At 43.0% G+C, this 15,912-nt stretch carries 12 protein-coding genes; 1 reads left to right on the top strand and 11 read right to left on the bottom strand.

The window, feature by feature from the left end:
* Nucleotides 1-387: 387 nt before the first annotated feature.
* The 6 genes from V7K49_RS10790 to V7K49_RS10765 form a co-directional block, all read right to left on the bottom strand.
* Nucleotides 388-1,524 (bottom strand): AIR synthase related protein, encoded by a 1,137-nt coding sequence (locus tag V7K49_RS10790; RefSeq protein WP_335205530.1) that lies wholly within the window; start codon nucleotides 1,522-1,524, stop codon nucleotides 388-390.
* Between the two features lie 62 nt (nucleotides 1,525-1,586).
* Nucleotides 1,587-1,814, bottom strand: a complete 228-nt coding sequence (locus tag V7K49_RS10785) for a hypothetical protein (protein ID WP_335205529.1) — start codon at nucleotides 1,812-1,814, stop codon at nucleotides 1,587-1,589.
* Nucleotides 1,815-1,957: 143 nt separating this feature from the next.
* A complete protein-coding gene (locus V7K49_RS10780; protein WP_335131698.1) occupies nucleotides 1,958-2,293 on the bottom strand; it encodes a hypothetical protein in 336 nt (111 codons plus the stop codon).
* A gap of 348 nt (nucleotides 2,294-2,641) precedes the next feature.
* Entirely contained in the window at nucleotides 2,642-3,244 is a 603-nt protein-coding gene (locus tag V7K49_RS10775) for a superoxide dismutase (protein ID WP_335205528.1), read from the bottom strand.
* A gap of 509 nt (nucleotides 3,245-3,753) precedes the next feature.
* The gene (locus V7K49_RS10770; protein WP_335205527.1) at nucleotides 3,754-5,361 is read right to left on the bottom strand and encodes a bifunctional pantoate--beta-alanine ligase/(d)CMP kinase; all 1,608 of its coding nucleotides are present in this window, start codon (nucleotides 5,359-5,361) and stop codon (nucleotides 3,754-3,756) included.
* A 183-nt stretch (nucleotides 5,362-5,544) separates the two neighbouring features.
* The gene (locus tag V7K49_RS10765; protein ID WP_335205526.1) at nucleotides 5,545-6,663 is read right to left on the bottom strand and encodes a septal ring lytic transglycosylase RlpA family protein; all 1,119 of its coding nucleotides are present in this window, start codon (nucleotides 6,661-6,663) and stop codon (nucleotides 5,545-5,547) included.
* A gap of 1,249 nt (nucleotides 6,664-7,912) precedes the next feature.
* On the opposite strand from V7K49_RS10765, the gene glsA reads away from it, so the two are divergent.
* Nucleotides 7,913-8,896, top strand: a complete 984-nt coding sequence (glsA, locus tag V7K49_RS10760) for a glutaminase A (protein WP_335205525.1) — start codon at nucleotides 7,913-7,915, stop codon at nucleotides 8,894-8,896.
* Between the two features lie 394 nt (nucleotides 8,897-9,290).
* Here the strand turns inward: glsA and V7K49_RS10755 are convergent, their stop codons facing one another.
* The 5 genes from V7K49_RS10755 to V7K49_RS10735 all read right to left on the bottom strand — a co-directional run bounded on the left by V7K49_RS10755 (nucleotide 9,291) and on the right by V7K49_RS10735 (nucleotide 15,540).
* On the bottom strand, nucleotides 9,291-9,419 hold the full coding sequence (locus V7K49_RS10755) for a hypothetical protein (RefSeq protein WP_335205524.1): 129 nt from the start codon (nucleotides 9,417-9,419) through the stop codon (nucleotides 9,291-9,293).
* Nucleotides 9,420-9,462: 43 nt separating this feature from the next.
* Nucleotides 9,463-10,278, bottom strand: coding sequence for a DUF1838 domain-containing protein (locus V7K49_RS10750; protein WP_335205523.1), 816 nt, complete (start codon nucleotides 10,276-10,278; stop codon nucleotides 9,463-9,465).
* A 599-nt stretch (nucleotides 10,279-10,877) separates the two neighbouring features.
* A complete protein-coding gene (locus V7K49_RS10745; protein ID WP_335205522.1) occupies nucleotides 10,878-11,948 on the bottom strand; it encodes a calcium-binding protein in 1,071 nt (356 codons plus the stop codon).
* Nucleotides 11,884-13,425 carry a calcium-binding protein gene (locus V7K49_RS10740; protein WP_335205521.1) on the bottom strand — a complete coding sequence of 514 codons (1,542 nt, stop codon included), beginning with the start codon at nucleotides 13,423-13,425 and terminating at the stop codon, nucleotides 11,884-11,886. Before V7K49_RS10740 ends, V7K49_RS10745 begins: the two co-directional genes overlap by 65 nt.
* Nucleotides 13,426-14,355: 930 nt before the next feature.
* Complete coding sequence (locus V7K49_RS10735; RefSeq protein WP_335205520.1) at nucleotides 14,356-15,540, bottom strand: AbrB family transcriptional regulator; 1,185 nt, start codon at nucleotides 15,538-15,540, stop codon at nucleotides 14,356-14,358.
* Nucleotides 15,541-15,912: the final 372 nt, after the last annotated feature.

Raw genomic sequence — 15,912 nt, 5'->3', positions numbered from 1 at the left:
ATAAATTAGTGTTGGTGGCTACTTTCTCAGCTTTCTCAGCAAATTTTTCAATATGTTAAGACTAGGTTAGCAAATCTTAACCTCAGTGGTAATAGGTAGTTTAAACTACATTCTCAATAAGTAGTAAATAATATTACATATAAATTTTAGAAATCTGTTTATCTTATTTGTGCTGAATGACTTATTTTTAAAGACTTAGTAGAATAATTTTCTCTAATCAGCCTGAACTGTAACTATAAAGAGCGTGCAAAAAAGCACCGTTTATTTCAATATTTACACTGAATTATTTAATCCAGTCATGACTTTAGCGTAGGCGTAGCCCGCCGCAGGCATCGCATAAGTGAGTCTAGAATAGCTCCAAGAAAACTAGCGATCGCTTACAGCTGATTATACCCCCCGCGCAATCCCAAAAGACTCTCCCTTCAAGGTGACTCCAAGTGGCGCTACCACCACCTCACGGGCAAGGGACGCTTCAACCCTTCCGGCAATCACAGCCGTTAGCTTATGTTCTCTTGCGAGAATGACGATCCTCTCTGCATCCTGCTCCGACTCTGTATAGAATGCAAATCCTGCACCGTAATTGAACACGGAAAGCATCGTCTCTGCCCCGCCCTCAAGATGACCCTCGACAAACGTAAATATCTCCGGCACTGGGAGCATCGTTTCGATCACGTACCGGAGCGGCTTCACAGATCGCATCAGCTTCTGCCATCCATGTCCAGTGATATTCTCCATCGCGGTGGGACGAATTCCCTCGCCAAGCACCGCCTGCACAAGTGGTGTGTAGAGATACGACGCGGCATTCATCGCTTCCCAGAACTCCTGCCCACTGGGAAGTTTTGTTCTATAGCCATCAGGGAGCGACTGGGCAAGCTTTCGCATTGGGGTAAAGCCGTTCTCATGGGGCCCCGAACTCTCAACCAGAACAATGGTATTTCCGGCATCCAGACGCGAGCTATCAATGGGAGCGACACCAGGCGGCATAACTCCAAAGACGGAGCCTGCAATGTCGAGCCGACCTGGAATCATCTTGGTTTTGAGTTGAGGAGTTTCCCCTGAGAGGTACACGCAGCCCACTCGTTTGCACCCCTCGACCACTCCATCAAGAAACCCATCAAGGAAGGCGGGGGTGAAGATTGTTTCAGGAGTGCTTGACGGCAGATAGAGACCAAGAAGTAGAGTCTGCATACCTGAGGTTGCGGCGTCGTTCGTCAGACACGAGATAATCTTGATACCAATGTTCCACCAGAATCGTCGAAGCTCTTCTTCACAGAGGTCGTCAGGGCGGGTATCGTCTGCGGTGCCCAGTCCCTCGGGGACAAGTGTCATAGAAAGTTCTCTAGCCCCTACCTCCAGAAACGGAGCGAGGTTGAAGTTGAAGGTGTTAGCGCTTGCTCCGAGACCCGATGCAGGCACGATACCATAAGCGCTTGCAAAGCCAAGTGTGCGTTTTGCGGCATCAATGAAGCGTCGCTTTGCGGCATCGAGAGTATCGTAATCGACTTGATCGAGAGCTTGAGGCATCAGGTTGCGTTTTAAGTTAGGAGTTAGGAGTTAGGAGTTAGGAAAACTCATAACTCCTCACTTTAAAATACCTCATCTTCAATACCGTGCCACCATTCCCCCAAATTCATCAAGTCTTGGTAAATATCTTCTAATTCTTTGGTATAGACATCGTTTGTAAGGGTGGCTCGACGCTCTTGCAATTTTTTGAGGCGCAGTTGTACCAATAGCCAAGGTTTAGAGATGCTATTCGTTGCTTCGATGTATTGTGCTAGTTCTTTACTACTGCCCGTTAGCTCATTATTTGACATTTGCTCGAATTGAATAAAATCTATATCTGATAAGGGTATCAACTTTCGTAGACAATTTTTCATCTCCCTTTTTATTTGTAATTTATAGTTCATCTGAACTATTAAGTGGTGAGGACTTTTAAAACATCCTCTAAGAAAAACTATTAATTGAGTGCAGATGCGATCGCATCTCCAAGTTCACGTAATGTTCTCTCTCGTGCAAAGTCAGCTGCTGCTCGTGCCGACTCTGCCAGAATTGTGTCAGTGTTTGGCGTTAGCTTCAAAGCCCCACCTAAATAACCCAGTGCCTTAACATAACAATCAGATAAATTGGTCGAGGCTAACCGCTTTACAGTTTGGTAATCACCATTTACAAAGGCAGATAAAGCCTTGGCGTGTAAATCATTTCCGGGTTCGGGAACATCCAAAACATTGAGGATTGCCTCAATAGCTTTATTTACCTTTTCTAGTGTCAGTTCTTGTTGTACAGCTTGCACCATTGTTTTTACTCCTAAGTCCAGGTTTCAAAATTTTTAGCTCTAATCTGGGGCAAATAGAGGATGTCCCAGTTACGATCCAAATGCTATTTTACGATTCATGACACAAAACCAACAGCATTATCCCGGTCATAATTAATCAATCGCAATTCTCAGAAAAGCTAGATTTTACTCCCTGATCTCCCCCATCCCTTCAACGTTCAACCAAAAACAGCCACGAGACTAGTTCGTGACTGCTAACAATATTGGTCAATTAACTGATTGTTTCTACTTTACATATCTGGCACAAGCCACGTAGACGCAAAGCAGCTTGCCAAAAGGCATCGCAGCCAGTTCAAAACTGGCAATTCATTAAGCTTTAGCCAAATTTTCAGCAATAAAGTCCCAGTTCACCAACTGTTCTAGGAAATTCTTGATAAACGCTGGACGAGCGTTTTTGTAGTCAATGTAGTAAGCGTGTTCCCAAACATCCAAGGTTAGGAGTGCCTTCTGTCCATGAGCTAGTGGATTTTCTGCATTTGGTGTCTTAATCACCTTCAGCGTACCACCATCATCAATCAGCCAAGACCATCCGCTGCCGAATTGAGTTGTGGCTGCATTAGAGAATTCTTCCTTGAATTTGTCAAAGCTACCGAAGTCTTTATCAATCTTGGCTGCGATTTCACCAGTGGGTGCGCCGCCACCTGCGGGTTTCAAAGAATTCCAGAAGAAGGTGTGGTTCCAAACTTGAGCAGCGTTGTTAAAGATTCCCGCCTTAGAGGAGTCTTTAAAGGAAATTTTGATCACTTCTTCCAGAGACTTATCGGCAAGTTCAGTACCTTCAGTGAGCTTGTTCAGGTTGTCTACATAAGCTTTGTGATGCTTGCCATAGTGATACTCGAAAGTCTCAGCTTTCATGCCATAAGGCTCTAAAGCATTCTTGTCAAAGGGTAGTGGTTCTTGTACAAATACCATTGTGTGAAATCCTCTCTTTATCGGTTTCCAGTTGAAAGCTATTGCAGAAGCTTAGGAAATTAGCAGCTTTTGTTTTTGAGAGTTTTATGTCTTTCATTATGGAACATAAAACTTAACATCTCATTTTACTACCAAAATGAAGACAAAGTGAAGATGAAAACAAACTACTTTTGTGATAAGTCAAATCGCTAGTAATTAATGATTATAAATAAAAATGGCTAATATTTCATCGCTAGAGACCGATAATTAATTAGCATTTAGCAATTAAAACTTTCATACTTCTATCTTTAGTAGGATTAATTATGATGTAATAAATCAGCCGAAAGCGAGATGATTTAATAATATTTAAATTATCTAAAATTTCTAATACAAAGCTTGATTTCAGTCAAGAAAGCCAATAGTAAAATTATCTAATATTTTGTTTTTGGGTGCAGTGTTGAGGATGGTAAGTGAATAATCACTCACCCACCACCCCTTGAAACTAAAAAACTAACAGCAAATAGCGGTAATTACCACTGAGATAAACGCTGCTGGTAATAGTTAACAATTTGTGCGGTGACTTCAGATACGTCCAAACCATCGGTTTGAACTTCGATCGCATCCGTTGCTTTTTGCAAAGGAGAAACTTTGCGTGTACTATCTTTCCAGTCACGTTCGGCAATATCGTGTTCCAGCTGCTCTAAACTCACTTCGGGTTGACCTTGTTTGTTAAAGTCTTGCTGGCGGCGACGGGCGCGTTCACTCACAGAAGCGGTTAAGAAGATTTTAACTTCGGCATCGGGGAACACGTGAGTACCGATATCCCGACCTTCAGCTACTAAACCACCTCTTTTACCCCAGTTTTGCTGTTGTTTAACCAATGCTTGACGGACAGCGCTTTGTGCCGCGATCGCCGATACAAGAGATGTTACCTCAATCGTGCGAATTGCCTGGGTAACATCGATACCGTTAATCCGAACCCGCACTGTCGATTCTAAATCCTGGGTAGGAGTAAGTTCAATTTTACACTGGCTAGTTAATTCGGCGATCGCACACTCATCGTCAATGGCAATCCCCTTTTGCAGTACTAACCAAGTGACAGCACGGTACATCGCTCCTGTATCTAAATACACTAAACTTAGATTTGCTGCCACTTGACGCGCCACTGTAGATTTTCCAGCACCGGCTGGGCCATCAATGGCGATAATAGGTTGACGCTCGCGCAATATCGTATTGTCAATCAAACGTGTAGAACCAAGACGAGCTGCGATCGCCAACATTCCTTCCTCCTCAACTTTTTCTAAAGACATCAACGTAGTCGGTTCAAGCAATTCAATATATTCCACTAAAATCGTGCTGACCATTGCCACTTCTTGCTGTACCACTGCTATCAACTTGTTGCTATTGCGATCGCCTGCAATGAATGCAGCTTCAGCTCGTCGCAAGCCGCGATATAACACCGCTGCTTGCTCTTTTGCCGTTGCAGTCAAATATTGATTACGAGAACTGAAGGCAAGACCTGACGCTTCGCGTACTGTTGGACAAGCAACAATTTCTACTGGCAAATTTAAGTCAGCTACTAAGCGTTTAATAATTGCCAGTTGCTGGCCATCCTTTTGACCAAAGTAGGCACGGTCAGGCTGTACCAAGTTGAAAAGTTTGGTCACAATCGTAGCGACACCCTGAAAGTGACCTAGCCGAGAACGACCACACAAGCCTGTTATCATAGCAGATGGGGGGATAACTTGTGTAACCTTTGATTCTTGTATACTTTTGTGGGGAACTGCCATTTCTTCCGGAGTTGGTGCAAAAATGGCATCTACCCCAGCTTGTTCGCAAAATTGTTGGTCTTGCTCTAAAGTGCGAGGGTAGCGTTGATAATCCTCGTTGGGAGCAAATTGCAGGGGATTGACGAAAATACTAACAATCACCGTAGAATTTTCTTGCCGCGCCCGTTGGATCAAGCTTAAATGACCTTGATGCAAATTCCCCATCGTTGGCACCAGCCCAACTGCCGTCTGATACCAGTTAGTCATCTCATCTAATCTCAGATCCTCAGTAACTGCCATCAGCTTGTTTTCTGAGCAGCGTTTAGTTAAATAGCAGCGTAAAGCTGCGACTGTTGTCAACAGGCGCACAAAAATACCCCTAGTTCTTATCGATCCCTCCCCCGCTAGTTTATATCTGAAATAGAGGGAAGAGATGGTTGAACTAGGGGAATTAAGTAATCCGGAACTGGGGATTGGGCAAAACAGTTGCGAGTTCTGAGTTCCGGTTCTGAGTAAAGAAGTGAGATTCCCTACTCAGCACTCAGCACTTGATTATTTCTCTAAGACTTCAATATGCACTTGTGCCACGCCACTGCCCATCATTCCCAAAATCCGAGCCGCACCAGCAGACAGGTCAATGATTCGCCCGCGAATGAACGGGCCTCGGTCATTAATCCGCACTACTACAGAACGACCATTGTAGGTGTTAGTTACACGAACTTGCGTACCAAAGGGTAAGCTGCGATGAGCGGCAGTCATTTCTTCTGGATTGAACCTCTGACCGCTAGCAGTACGATTACCAGAACCATCATAGCCGTAATAGGAAGCCATGCCTCCGAAAGAGATTCGCACTGGGCCGACGGCAATCTGTTTTGGCAATTTAGGTATTGATAATTTAGGTATTGATATTGGTATACGCACTGGTAAATTCGCAATATCTTTTAAGGGAGATGCATTGCCTAGTAGCCTCCGCAGGCGATTGGTTGCTTGCAATGCATCTTCCGCCAAATTGTTGGTAGTACCTGCTAATCGCGTATTTTCGTTGATTTCGACCAATTCTTCGCCATTAATTTTGATTACATAGCGATCGCCATCTGGCTGGAGGGGAGCGCTTTTGTTTTGGGCTTGATTGGCAGTAGATTCGCCCCCTGCTTTCCAACTTACGGTAATCTTACTCCCGTCCACATTTTCCCGGTTCAACTGGTTGATCTTTGCTGCTATTACACCAGCTATCTGAACCGGATCATTGTCAACAGAGCTAATCTGGTTACTCACATCCGTTAAGTTCCCAGTCCTCACCGTCTTTGGTGAATTGCTAGCAATAAGGGCGTACGATTGTACGCCCCCAGTATCTCCAATTGCACCAACTTTTTTAGTTTCAACGCTCGTATCTGGTAGAGAACTCAAAAAGGTGAGAACAGGTATATTTCGGATAAAAAGGGTTGCTGCCTTACGTCCTCCAATGTTGTGAGGATGAATTTGGGTAATCACAGCATCCAAGGTTTGTTTCCCTGCTCTAGATTGGTACTCTCCCACCTTCACCACATCAGGGGCAGACGATTTTTGGGAAGCTAGCGCATTTCCCTTGATGGTTTGAGTGCAACCGACTGAGGGGATGCCCAAAACAGCCATAGACAGGGTAACAATAATCCACAAATGTCTTTGATTCATGCGTCCGTTTTTAAAGCGACTGTAGAACTTAAGTTTTATAACTCGCGGGATTTTTCACTAGTGAGAGTGACTTCCCTCCTGATAACTTGAACTCGTTCCGTCTTCACTTTGTTTTGATAACTGCAACAGACTAGCATGAACCTTTTGGCTTGGGGATCAGGGTTTTAGCGTAATTATCGGCAACTTGATTCTATTTAAATTCCAATTTCAAGGGCGAAACCTTTCTCAAATGGGGACTTTGGCTATGTAACGCTTTTTAATGCAAGTCAAAAATTTCTTAAAAAAACTTTACATTTATTGCACACCAAAGTGACGATACCCTATTCACATCGCTTCTAAAGGCTCGCAACGACCATTGTATTATAGATAACATTCCTATCGACTATTTACGATTAAACCCCGATATAATAAATTTCATCAAATGGCATCAGCATAAATACTTAAAATTATTTATTTAATGAAATATTTAGATTTACCTATGAATAAGTCGTGATAAGAGTTACATCCGAAATAATTATGCAAATTAGTTTGAGTTTAATATCTTTTTTCAAAGTTTTTTCTACTGACATTAATCATGACTTTTATTCTCCATGACTAGACTAAATTTAGTGATAAATGTAACCTATTATGACAGTATTACTGAGTATAAAAAAAAGGAGGATACTCAACTTAATATTTTTTGTGATTAATGATGAAAAAATTGGTAAATCTTGGCGATCGCTTTGAGATTAAATTTATAAGGTATAAAAAAAAACAAGGGTTGTTTTTTGGACTAAGTAGTTGATCAAGAATGATTTTTGAGAGCAAGCTATCTTTTCAAAAATCTTTTCAACTGTAGAGATGTGGGGCTGTGCCCTTTCAAGGTGAACGTTTGTACTATGAAATAAATGATGTTTTAACCTAATGTTTGGTATTTTGGCTGAGGCGTAGGCGTAGCCCGCCGTAGGCATCGCTTAATTTACAGTCCAAATTGGAGTTTAATGGATAAATTCTTTGTTCAATTCCAGCCGATGCCTGAAATGCCGTAAAAACGTTGATAGTACATATGCTCACCTTAAAAGGGCTAGTCCTAAAATCTTAAAACTATCTTTTTTGGCAAGATTATGATTCCAATTTTTTAGTTAGGGTTGCGATCGCATTTATTAGACACACTACCTTTGATTTCGACACTTTACAGATGTACGGAGCTTATTCACAAATCAAATAAGATTCCTATATACTAGGTAATTTGGGAAATGCTATCAGCCTGATGACAAGCCAAGCAAATCAAGGAGATTTAGAAATCGATCCATCGCCATTATTAGCTGTTCTCAACGAGTTGCATTCCCAGTACAAGTTACTGCGGGAGGGTGCAGTAGCGAAATACATTCCGGAACTGGCAAAGGTAAACCCGGAATTGTTCAGCATTTGCATTGTGACAGTAGATGGTCAGATTTACAAAGTTGGGGACTACGAGCAACTCTTTACCATTCAGTCAATTTCCAAGGTGTTTGCTTATGGGCTTGCTCTAGAAGATCATGGACTGGATTACGTTTTGACTAGAGTTGGCGTGGAACCAACGGGGGATGCATTCAACGCGATTATTTTGGATGAGCAATCAAAGCGACCTTATAACCCAATGGTAAATGCTGGAGCGATCGCCACCACTAGCTTAATCAAAGGTTTCGGCCCAACCGAACGCCTCAACCGGATGCTAGATATGTTCCGGCGATATATTGGCCGCGACGTGTTCGTTGATATTTCAGTTTTTACCTCAGAACGGAGTACAGGGCATCGCAACCGCGCAATGGCGCATCTGATGCTCAACTTTGGGATGATTGACCGGAACATTGAAGAAGCGCTGGATCTTTATTTCCAGCAGTGTGCTGTGATGGTGAATTGCCAAGACTTAGCGGTGATGGCGGCTACCCTTGCTAACAGAGGTATTAACCCGATCACCAAAGAACAGGCGGTAAATAAGCATTACATCAAAGATATTCTGAGTGTTATGTATACCTGTGGCATGTACAACTTTGCAGGTGAGTGGGCTTATAAAATTGGTATTCCGGCGAAAAGCGGTATTTGTGGTGGGATTATCGCCGTTGTACCCAATAAGATGGGCATTGGAGTTTTTTCGCCGCTGCTGGATGTGCGTGGTAACAGTGTGCGGGGGGTAAAGGTGTGTGAAGAACTTTCCCAACGGTTATGTTTACATCTATTTGATTGTTCAGGTCAAGAGGCGAAATTTGATTGAAGGAGGTAGAAGAATTTTAGATTTTGGATTTTGGATTTTGGATTTTGGATTGAACAATAAACCTCTTGCACGAATACAAAACTACCCTCAACCCCCAACTCCTTCTCCCATCCTTGGGAGAAGGGGAGGCAATTTCAAAGTCCCTCTCCCATCCTTGGGAGAGGGATTTAGGGTGAGGGCTTTTGATTTATGCAAGAGATCTAATCTGAAATTTATTAGCGATCGCAAAATAACACTATATATAGATAGCGTACAACTCACTTTGATAAATGCGATCGCCTGTCCTCTCTTGACCTGCACTAGCAAAACCAACTATTTGTCCGATTTCACCCTCAGCAACATAGGTGAAATTATCTTGAGCTATATTGCTGAAAATTTTTACCCATTTTGTCTCTCATTCTTCATAAGATAAATCTGCCAGAAACTTTGCTGGCATTAAGTTGCTATAGGTTGTCCGCCAAGCATTTACATGCACTCTAGCGATTGTGGGTGCATCGGCTAAGTTGGCTTCTCGGATCACCATCAGCTATTTCCTGGCAAGAGTTCGATATTGCTTTCTGGCTAGTTTACAATTCTTCTGCTTGGGGAAGCGGGAAGATTTCACCAGCCAAGTAAGCTTGAAAGTGCTTTTGGAAGTACAACCAGGAAGTCATATCTTCTCCATCTGTCAATGCTTTTGGGGCTTTTTTATATAGAGGAATACGGTTATTAATTTCGTCTTGCAGCAGTGGGGGCAGTTCTGTTAAACCATTGACTTTGCTGCCAACAGCACTGTAGATCAGATTACCGGGGCGATCGCCCATTTTCATCCAGGGAAGCCATTGACCAATCCTATCCCAACTCAGTTTGAGTTGAGAAACTGAGGGGAGGGCTGTGTTGAATAAATCTGCGGTTGGCACAGTCAATTTAAACAATTCGGCTGCCTGATAAATTGGATTTGGGCTGTATTCGGCAAATTTTGGATCGTCTGCTAAGGGATTGGGGTAATAGGGAAATATATCAAAAACGAAGGTTGTGCTGTCACCGTCTACTTGTGCGGGAAAATTTCCATCAAATTTACCCTGCACTGGATTATTGGCAACGTGAATCACCGGAACTGTCTCGCCTGTCCAAGGATTCTCCCATTTGGACAAAACTTCATCTGTTTTTGGGTTGAGATAGTAAGTCAGTTCCCTAGAAGTAAAATCCCAGCTACCTTCTGCTGTGGGAATACATCGGCTAACACTCAATCCCAGCATCTTAAACAGGAGTTGTCTTTTCTCACCGGGGATAAAGGCGTAAATTTTACCTTTCCAAATCAGGAAAGTGGATTCGCTAGGGTCGAGGGAAGAACGAGTTTTAACCCAGTGCTGGGCTTCAAGTTCTTGGATTTGGGCAACCATCTAAAGCATCCTTAGTATCTGGATAACAAAAGAATAAGCTAATCAGCATTCAAGTTGCATCTTTGGGAGTTAGGAGAGACGCGATTAATCGCGTCTGTACAGGAGTTGGGAGTTTTATCTGCCTCCAGTCCAATACTTCTCTACCAGAGGCTGCGCCCTAAGCGTAGCTATGCCGCAGGCTTTACGACGCCGGCTGCATCGAGCGTTCGCGTAGCGTCTCGTAGAGAAGTCGAGATGCTCAGTACAAGTGCCCAATACGCTATTTCAATTGTTGGAAGAATAGTTTGAGCTTCTCTTCATCTAATTTGCCATTGCTGCGAACGGCGCTACACAAATCAAGTCCGAAAGAAGCAAGCCCAACTGCGATGTCTACGACGGGCTACGCCTACGCAACATTCTCAGGTTTCAGTTCTCCAGCTAAGAATTGGTGTTTAGACTAGTTTCCGGTGCGAAACTAAATTTCCAAAAAATAAGGATACGGATTTAAGATGTTTCCAGAAACTAAAACTTTGGTTTTTAGGCTTTATAGAATGAGCCTTCTGAGTTTTGCACTCCTGACTAGTCTAAACGCCAATATAATTATGAAGCACTCATTACGATTAACCAGTCACATAAAAATTGTTATTGGTTAGTGACACTCCAGCAGATAGTTGGGCAAATTTTACCTGAGTAGCACCCCCACTACCATCTTGGTCAAAATACAATGCACCTGTAGTGTCATCATAGATAAATCGCTGGGCGCTCGTCGTTGCAGATGTTCCAAGTGTAAACTGACTAGCTGAGAGGTAAATTGGTAATAACCCTCCACCAAAACCACTAGCCGATACCCAAATAAGTTCACTACTTGCGTTGAAGTCATAAATACTATCAACGCCTTGATTGTAAGTTAAGAAAACAAAGGTATCAGTACCAGTCCCTCCATAGAGGACATCATTACCGTTTCCACCTGTCAAGGTATCATTTCCAACACCACCCATGAGGGTGTTATTGCCTGAGGCGTTAGAGGCTACGAGATAATCATTGCCATCACCTCCATCAACTAAATTCTTGCCTGTTGAAAACTGAATATCCAAGAAATCGTTCCCAGTACCACCGTTGAGGGTATTATTGCCCAAAGTAACCCCGCTGTAGTTGGTCAAGCCAGAGGCAGAGAGATAATCATTACCATCGCCCCCAACGAGCAGATTATTGCCTCTTGAACCGTCAGCATTCAAGCTATCGTCACCAGCACCACCGTTGAGGGTATTATTGCCTTTTGAATCGTCAACATTCAAGGTATCATCACCAGCACCACCGTCCAGGATATTCTTGCCTGAAGCAGTATAGTAAGATTCATTGGTATCGCCATATCTGTAGGAGCCAGAGGCACTCAAAGAATCATTGCCATCTCCTCCAGAGAGCAGATTATCGCTTGTTGAATAGTCAACACTCAATCTATCATCACCAGTACCACCACTGAGAGTATTCTTGCCAAACAAGCCAGGAGTATAGCCGTATTTACCAGAGGCACTCAGAGAATCATTGCCATCGCCTCCATCTAATAAGTTATTACCCGTTGAAAAGTCAACATTTAATTTATCGTTACCAGCACCACCGTTGAGGGTGTTATTGCCTGAGGCAGTAACAAAAGAAGAATCTGTTGGTTGATTCTTTGTAGTAGCCAGAGGCACTCAAAGAATCATTGCCATTGCCTCCAAAAAGCAGATTATCGCCTTTTGAATAGTCAGCATTCAAGGTATCATCACCAGTACCACCGTTGAGGGTGTTATTGCCAGAAGCGCCACTGTAGACGTAGGTGGAGCCGTCGGAGTAGTAGGCAGAAGCTCTGAGATAATCATTACCACTGCCTCCATCTAATAGGTTATCGCCTGTTGCAAAGTCAATACCCAAGAAATCGTTACCAGCGCCACCATTGAGGGTATTCTTGCCAGAAGCGGCAATGCCATCAGGGAAATCGTAGTTAGAGGCAGAGAGATAATCATTGTCATCACCCCCAAACAGTAGGTTATCGCCTGTTGCAAAGTCAAAATTCAAGGTATCGTTACCAGCGCCACCATTTAGAGTGTTATCGCCTGAGGCTGCGGCGTTGCCGTATCTAGTTGAGTCACCAGAGGCACTTAGAGAATCATCGTCATCGCCCCCAAACAGTAGGTTATCACCTCTTGAATTGTCAATATTCAAGGTATCGTTACCAGCGCCACCGTTGAGGGTGTTATTTCCAGAAGTACCATTACCGTCGCGGTAGAAGACATAGCCAGAGATATAATCATTGCCATCGTCTCCATTGATTAGGTTAGCGCCTGTTGTAAAGCCAAAGCTATCGTTACCAATACCACCGTTAAGGGTGTTATTCCCCTCGCCACCGTTGAGATAATCATTCCCCGCACCACCGCTGAGAACATCATTCCCCTCACCATCGCTGAGATTATCATTCCCCGCACCACCGCTGAGAACATCATTTCCCGCATCACCGCTGAGAGTATCATTCCCCGCACCACCAATGAGAGTATCATTCCCCACGCCGCCACGGAGCAGGTCATTGCCACTCTTACCGTTGATGTAGTCATCACCACCCTGACCATTAATAACATCATCTGAATTGTCAAAGCCGTTGACATAGTTATTCAGATCGTTAAAGAAGGTGACTGTGTTCTTGCGAAACGGGTTCTGTTGGGTGGAGTTAGCATTGACGACATCAAAGCTGTCCTGAATGCTGATTTGTCCATCAAACAGGATATTGCCCACCGTTGATAGGTTATTTAAGTTTTCCAAGGTAAAGTTTTGCAGGATCAATTTGCTATTACCCCCAAAGAAAATTTCCAGATTACTGCCATTCTGGGCAAGTAGCAGATTTTGGGCAGTGAAGCCAGAACCTTGAAATATCAAAGTATCCACTTCAGCTATGACTGCTGCCGAGGGATTTGAGCTTTTACCTACGCCACCAAAATCAGTGATGATAATGTCAGTCTCGTACTGGGAGTTGAAAGAGGAGGTGAAAATAAATCTATCATTGCCACCGCCACCAGTTAGGGTGTCATTGCCTTCATTGCCTATGATGATATCGTTCCCAGCTTTACCGTTAATCTTGTCCGCATCGGAGGTGCCCACTAGGGTATCATTACCGTTGGTTCCAATGATATTTGCCATACCTTTTATCTACCTAAATCGATTTTTTGAGTAAGTTAAGTTTTCAACCTGCTGTTAGTACTGTTTTAAAGTACAATGAACTCGCCAAGAGTTGACACTTTTGGCAATACTTTAAAGTCACCCTTGAGGGTTACAAATTTTTCCCAAGATTCAATCTGTTGACCAGCTTATTAAGTAGCAATTATTGAACTATCTTGGACTCTCTAAGTCTTAGGCACTCTACAAATTTATGAGCGTGTGTATTAAGGAAAATAGGTTGTTTCAGGCTTTTCTAAACTATCTTTGATTCAGTAGCTATTACTGGAAAAATGCCGAGAATCAAGCTTGAATGCCTAAATCCCACACTTCATATTTGGTTTTTTGTCAATGCGTAAGTCCTACTATTTTGAAAAAAAGGAATAGGTTAAGACAGCGCTACAGGATGGTTTCCCGAACCAGGCGACTGCGATCGCGCAGCGTTAGCAAGGAACGAGTGTTACCCTAAGCGTGACAGGGGATATCTTTATGCCCTTGTTGTGGGCTATTGTTTGTGGGTGTATAGCTTGAAAATAGGAAATATCTAAAATAACCCAACAATAATTAACTACCCGAATATTTACTTAAATGTCTATACTATAAAATATATCTTTGCATACTCTTCACATTATTTGCTGGTAAATGTATACAGAAATACTTATCTTTATGTAATCTTTATATTTTCATGGAGATGAAGCGATCGCTCTAGGATACTTCTTTAAGGCTAAAAATACGAAATTTAGGGTTGGAGTGAGTGCCAGGGCAAACGTCCCCAAATCTGGTCTTATTCTGCACAATCTCCGCTATCGCCTGAGTGTGCAACCAATTCAAAGCTAGAAACCTGAGCGCAGTCGTTGGCGCAGCCTCTCGTAGAGAAGTATGCCTCCCCTGCCCCCTGTTTCCTGCCTTCATCAATTAAACTGGCTTTGAAACTTTCTCATCCAAACGGCGAAACAAAAACACCCAGAGTGGTAAAGAACTATTAATCGCAATCAATCGCACTAAATGACCAGTTGTGACAATTTCAACATTATGATTCAATGCTAGGGAAACCAGGATCATTTCTGCTGATCCTCCTGGTGCTGTGACTAAGAGACAGGTTAGCCAGTCCCAAGAGGTTAATTGCATTGCAAGTATAGCAGCGATCGCTCCGGCTACAAGGGTCATCGCTACAGACATCAAGGCATAAGCGACAGTCTGCTTTGTAAAGTTGGGTTTGTCTCCCCAATACTCACCAATAGTAATTCCCAGGAGCATTTGACCCAATAAGTTAATTAAAGGCGGCGGACTAAAGCTAATATCACCCACGAAAGGCAGCCAATGTAGCAAAGGATTAAACCCGATACCAATTAATAATGCACCAAAAAAATCGCCAGCGGGAATTTTAAATAATATAGCGGGATAAACTACCAATCCAGTGATTAGCAGTACTAATAAGAGTAATTCTAGTTGAGATGGATCAAAATTGAGCCAAGCACCGTTGACCGGGAGTGTTTGGGGATAGTAATTACCAGCTGATGTTTTAGCAATGAAAGGAATGAGAACAACTACTGAGGTGACGCGAATCGCCTGAACTAGGGCAACCAAGGTAACATTTTTATTGTAATCGGCGGCGATCGCTGCCATAATTCCGACACCGCCAGGAACTGTAGCCAGCATTGCTGTCATTAAGTTGGTTTTGCTGAGGCGGGAGTAAATATAACCAATACAGCTTCCACTCAGCAGCAGAAACAAGGTAAGAAAAATAAATATCGGAATATCATAAACAACACTAGCTAGATTACTGTGGGCACTGGAAGCGCCAACAGTTAAGCCTACAAGTGCCATTCCCACTTTTCTAGCAGTGCGGTTAGGTTGGGGGGAATATTGATAGAAAATTCGACACCCTTGAAGAACCAATGTACCAGCAGCAATCCCACCAAATATCCAGGCAATTCTGCCAATTTGAAACTTTGCCAGCAGTAAACCCAAAGGTAATGCCAGAAGTATTTCCAAGACAAGGACAATTAGTTGCTTCGCAAATAGCTGTTGTTTGGTAATAACTGGATTTTCATGAGTGTGTTCTTCCAGGTTGGGAGCAACACTTACACTTTGATTCATCGATACAAGCTTTTTTATTAATTTAACTTATGTACTCAAGCTAATGCGATCGCCCAAAATAACTAGAGGATCGATTTAGTAATCAAAAACCTAACCCCCCAGCCCCCAACCCGACAACGGTTGGGAGAGAGGTTTTTCCAGGATTACTGAATTGGTGTTCTAGGTCTAAATTTACCGCGTCTTCCATTCAAACAAAAATGCCTATAGAGAGAGGATAGGGGCACAATTGCGGTTGTGCCCCTTACAAATATATTTGTATTCCTTTCAATGGTTCAGCGGAGCAACACTTACACTTTGATTCATCGATACAAGCTTTTTTATTAATTTAACTTATGTACTCAAGCTAATGCGATCGCCCAAAATAACTAGAGG

This window comes from Nostoc sp. (genome assembly GCF_036919675.1).
GTDB lineage: Bacteria > Cyanobacteriota > Cyanobacteriia > Cyanobacteriales > Nostocaceae > Nostoc.
Note: the sequence above shows the minus strand (reverse complement) of the source record. Positions and strands in the feature narration are given on the sequence as shown.

Coding starts and splice junctions, on each gene's coding strand:
- V7K49_RS10790 (WP_335205530.1), bottom strand. CDS start 1,524: ATGCCTCAAGCTCTCGATCAAGTCGATTACGATACTCTCGATGCCGCA.
- V7K49_RS10785 (WP_335205529.1), bottom strand. CDS start 1,814: ATGTCAAATAATGAGCTAACGGGCAGTAGTAAAGAACTAGCACAATAC.
- V7K49_RS10780 (WP_335131698.1), bottom strand. CDS start 2,293: ATGGTGCAAGCTGTACAACAAGAACTGACACTAGAAAAGGTAAATAAA.
- V7K49_RS10775 (WP_335205528.1), bottom strand. CDS start 3,244: ATGGTATTTGTACAAGAACCACTACCCTTTGACAAGAATGCTTTAGAG.
- V7K49_RS10765 (WP_335205526.1), bottom strand. CDS start 6,663: ATGAATCAAAGACATTTGTGGATTATTGTTACCCTGTCTATGGCTGTT.
- glsA (WP_335205525.1), top strand. CDS start 7,913: ATGACAAGCCAAGCAAATCAAGGAGATTTAGAAATCGATCCATCGCCA.
- V7K49_RS10755 (WP_335205524.1), bottom strand. CDS start 9,419: ATGGTGATCCGAGAAGCCAACTTAGCCGATGCACCCACAATCGCTAGA.
- V7K49_RS10750 (WP_335205523.1), bottom strand. CDS start 10,278: ATGGTTGCCCAAATCCAAGAACTTGAAGCCCAGCACTGGGTTAAAACT.
- V7K49_RS10740 (WP_335205521.1), bottom strand. CDS start 13,425: ATGGCAAATATCATTGGAACCAACGGTAATGATACCCTAGTGGGCACC.
- V7K49_RS10735 (WP_335205520.1), bottom strand. CDS start 15,540: ATGAATCAAAGTGTAAGTGTTGCTCCCAACCTGGAAGAACACACTCAT.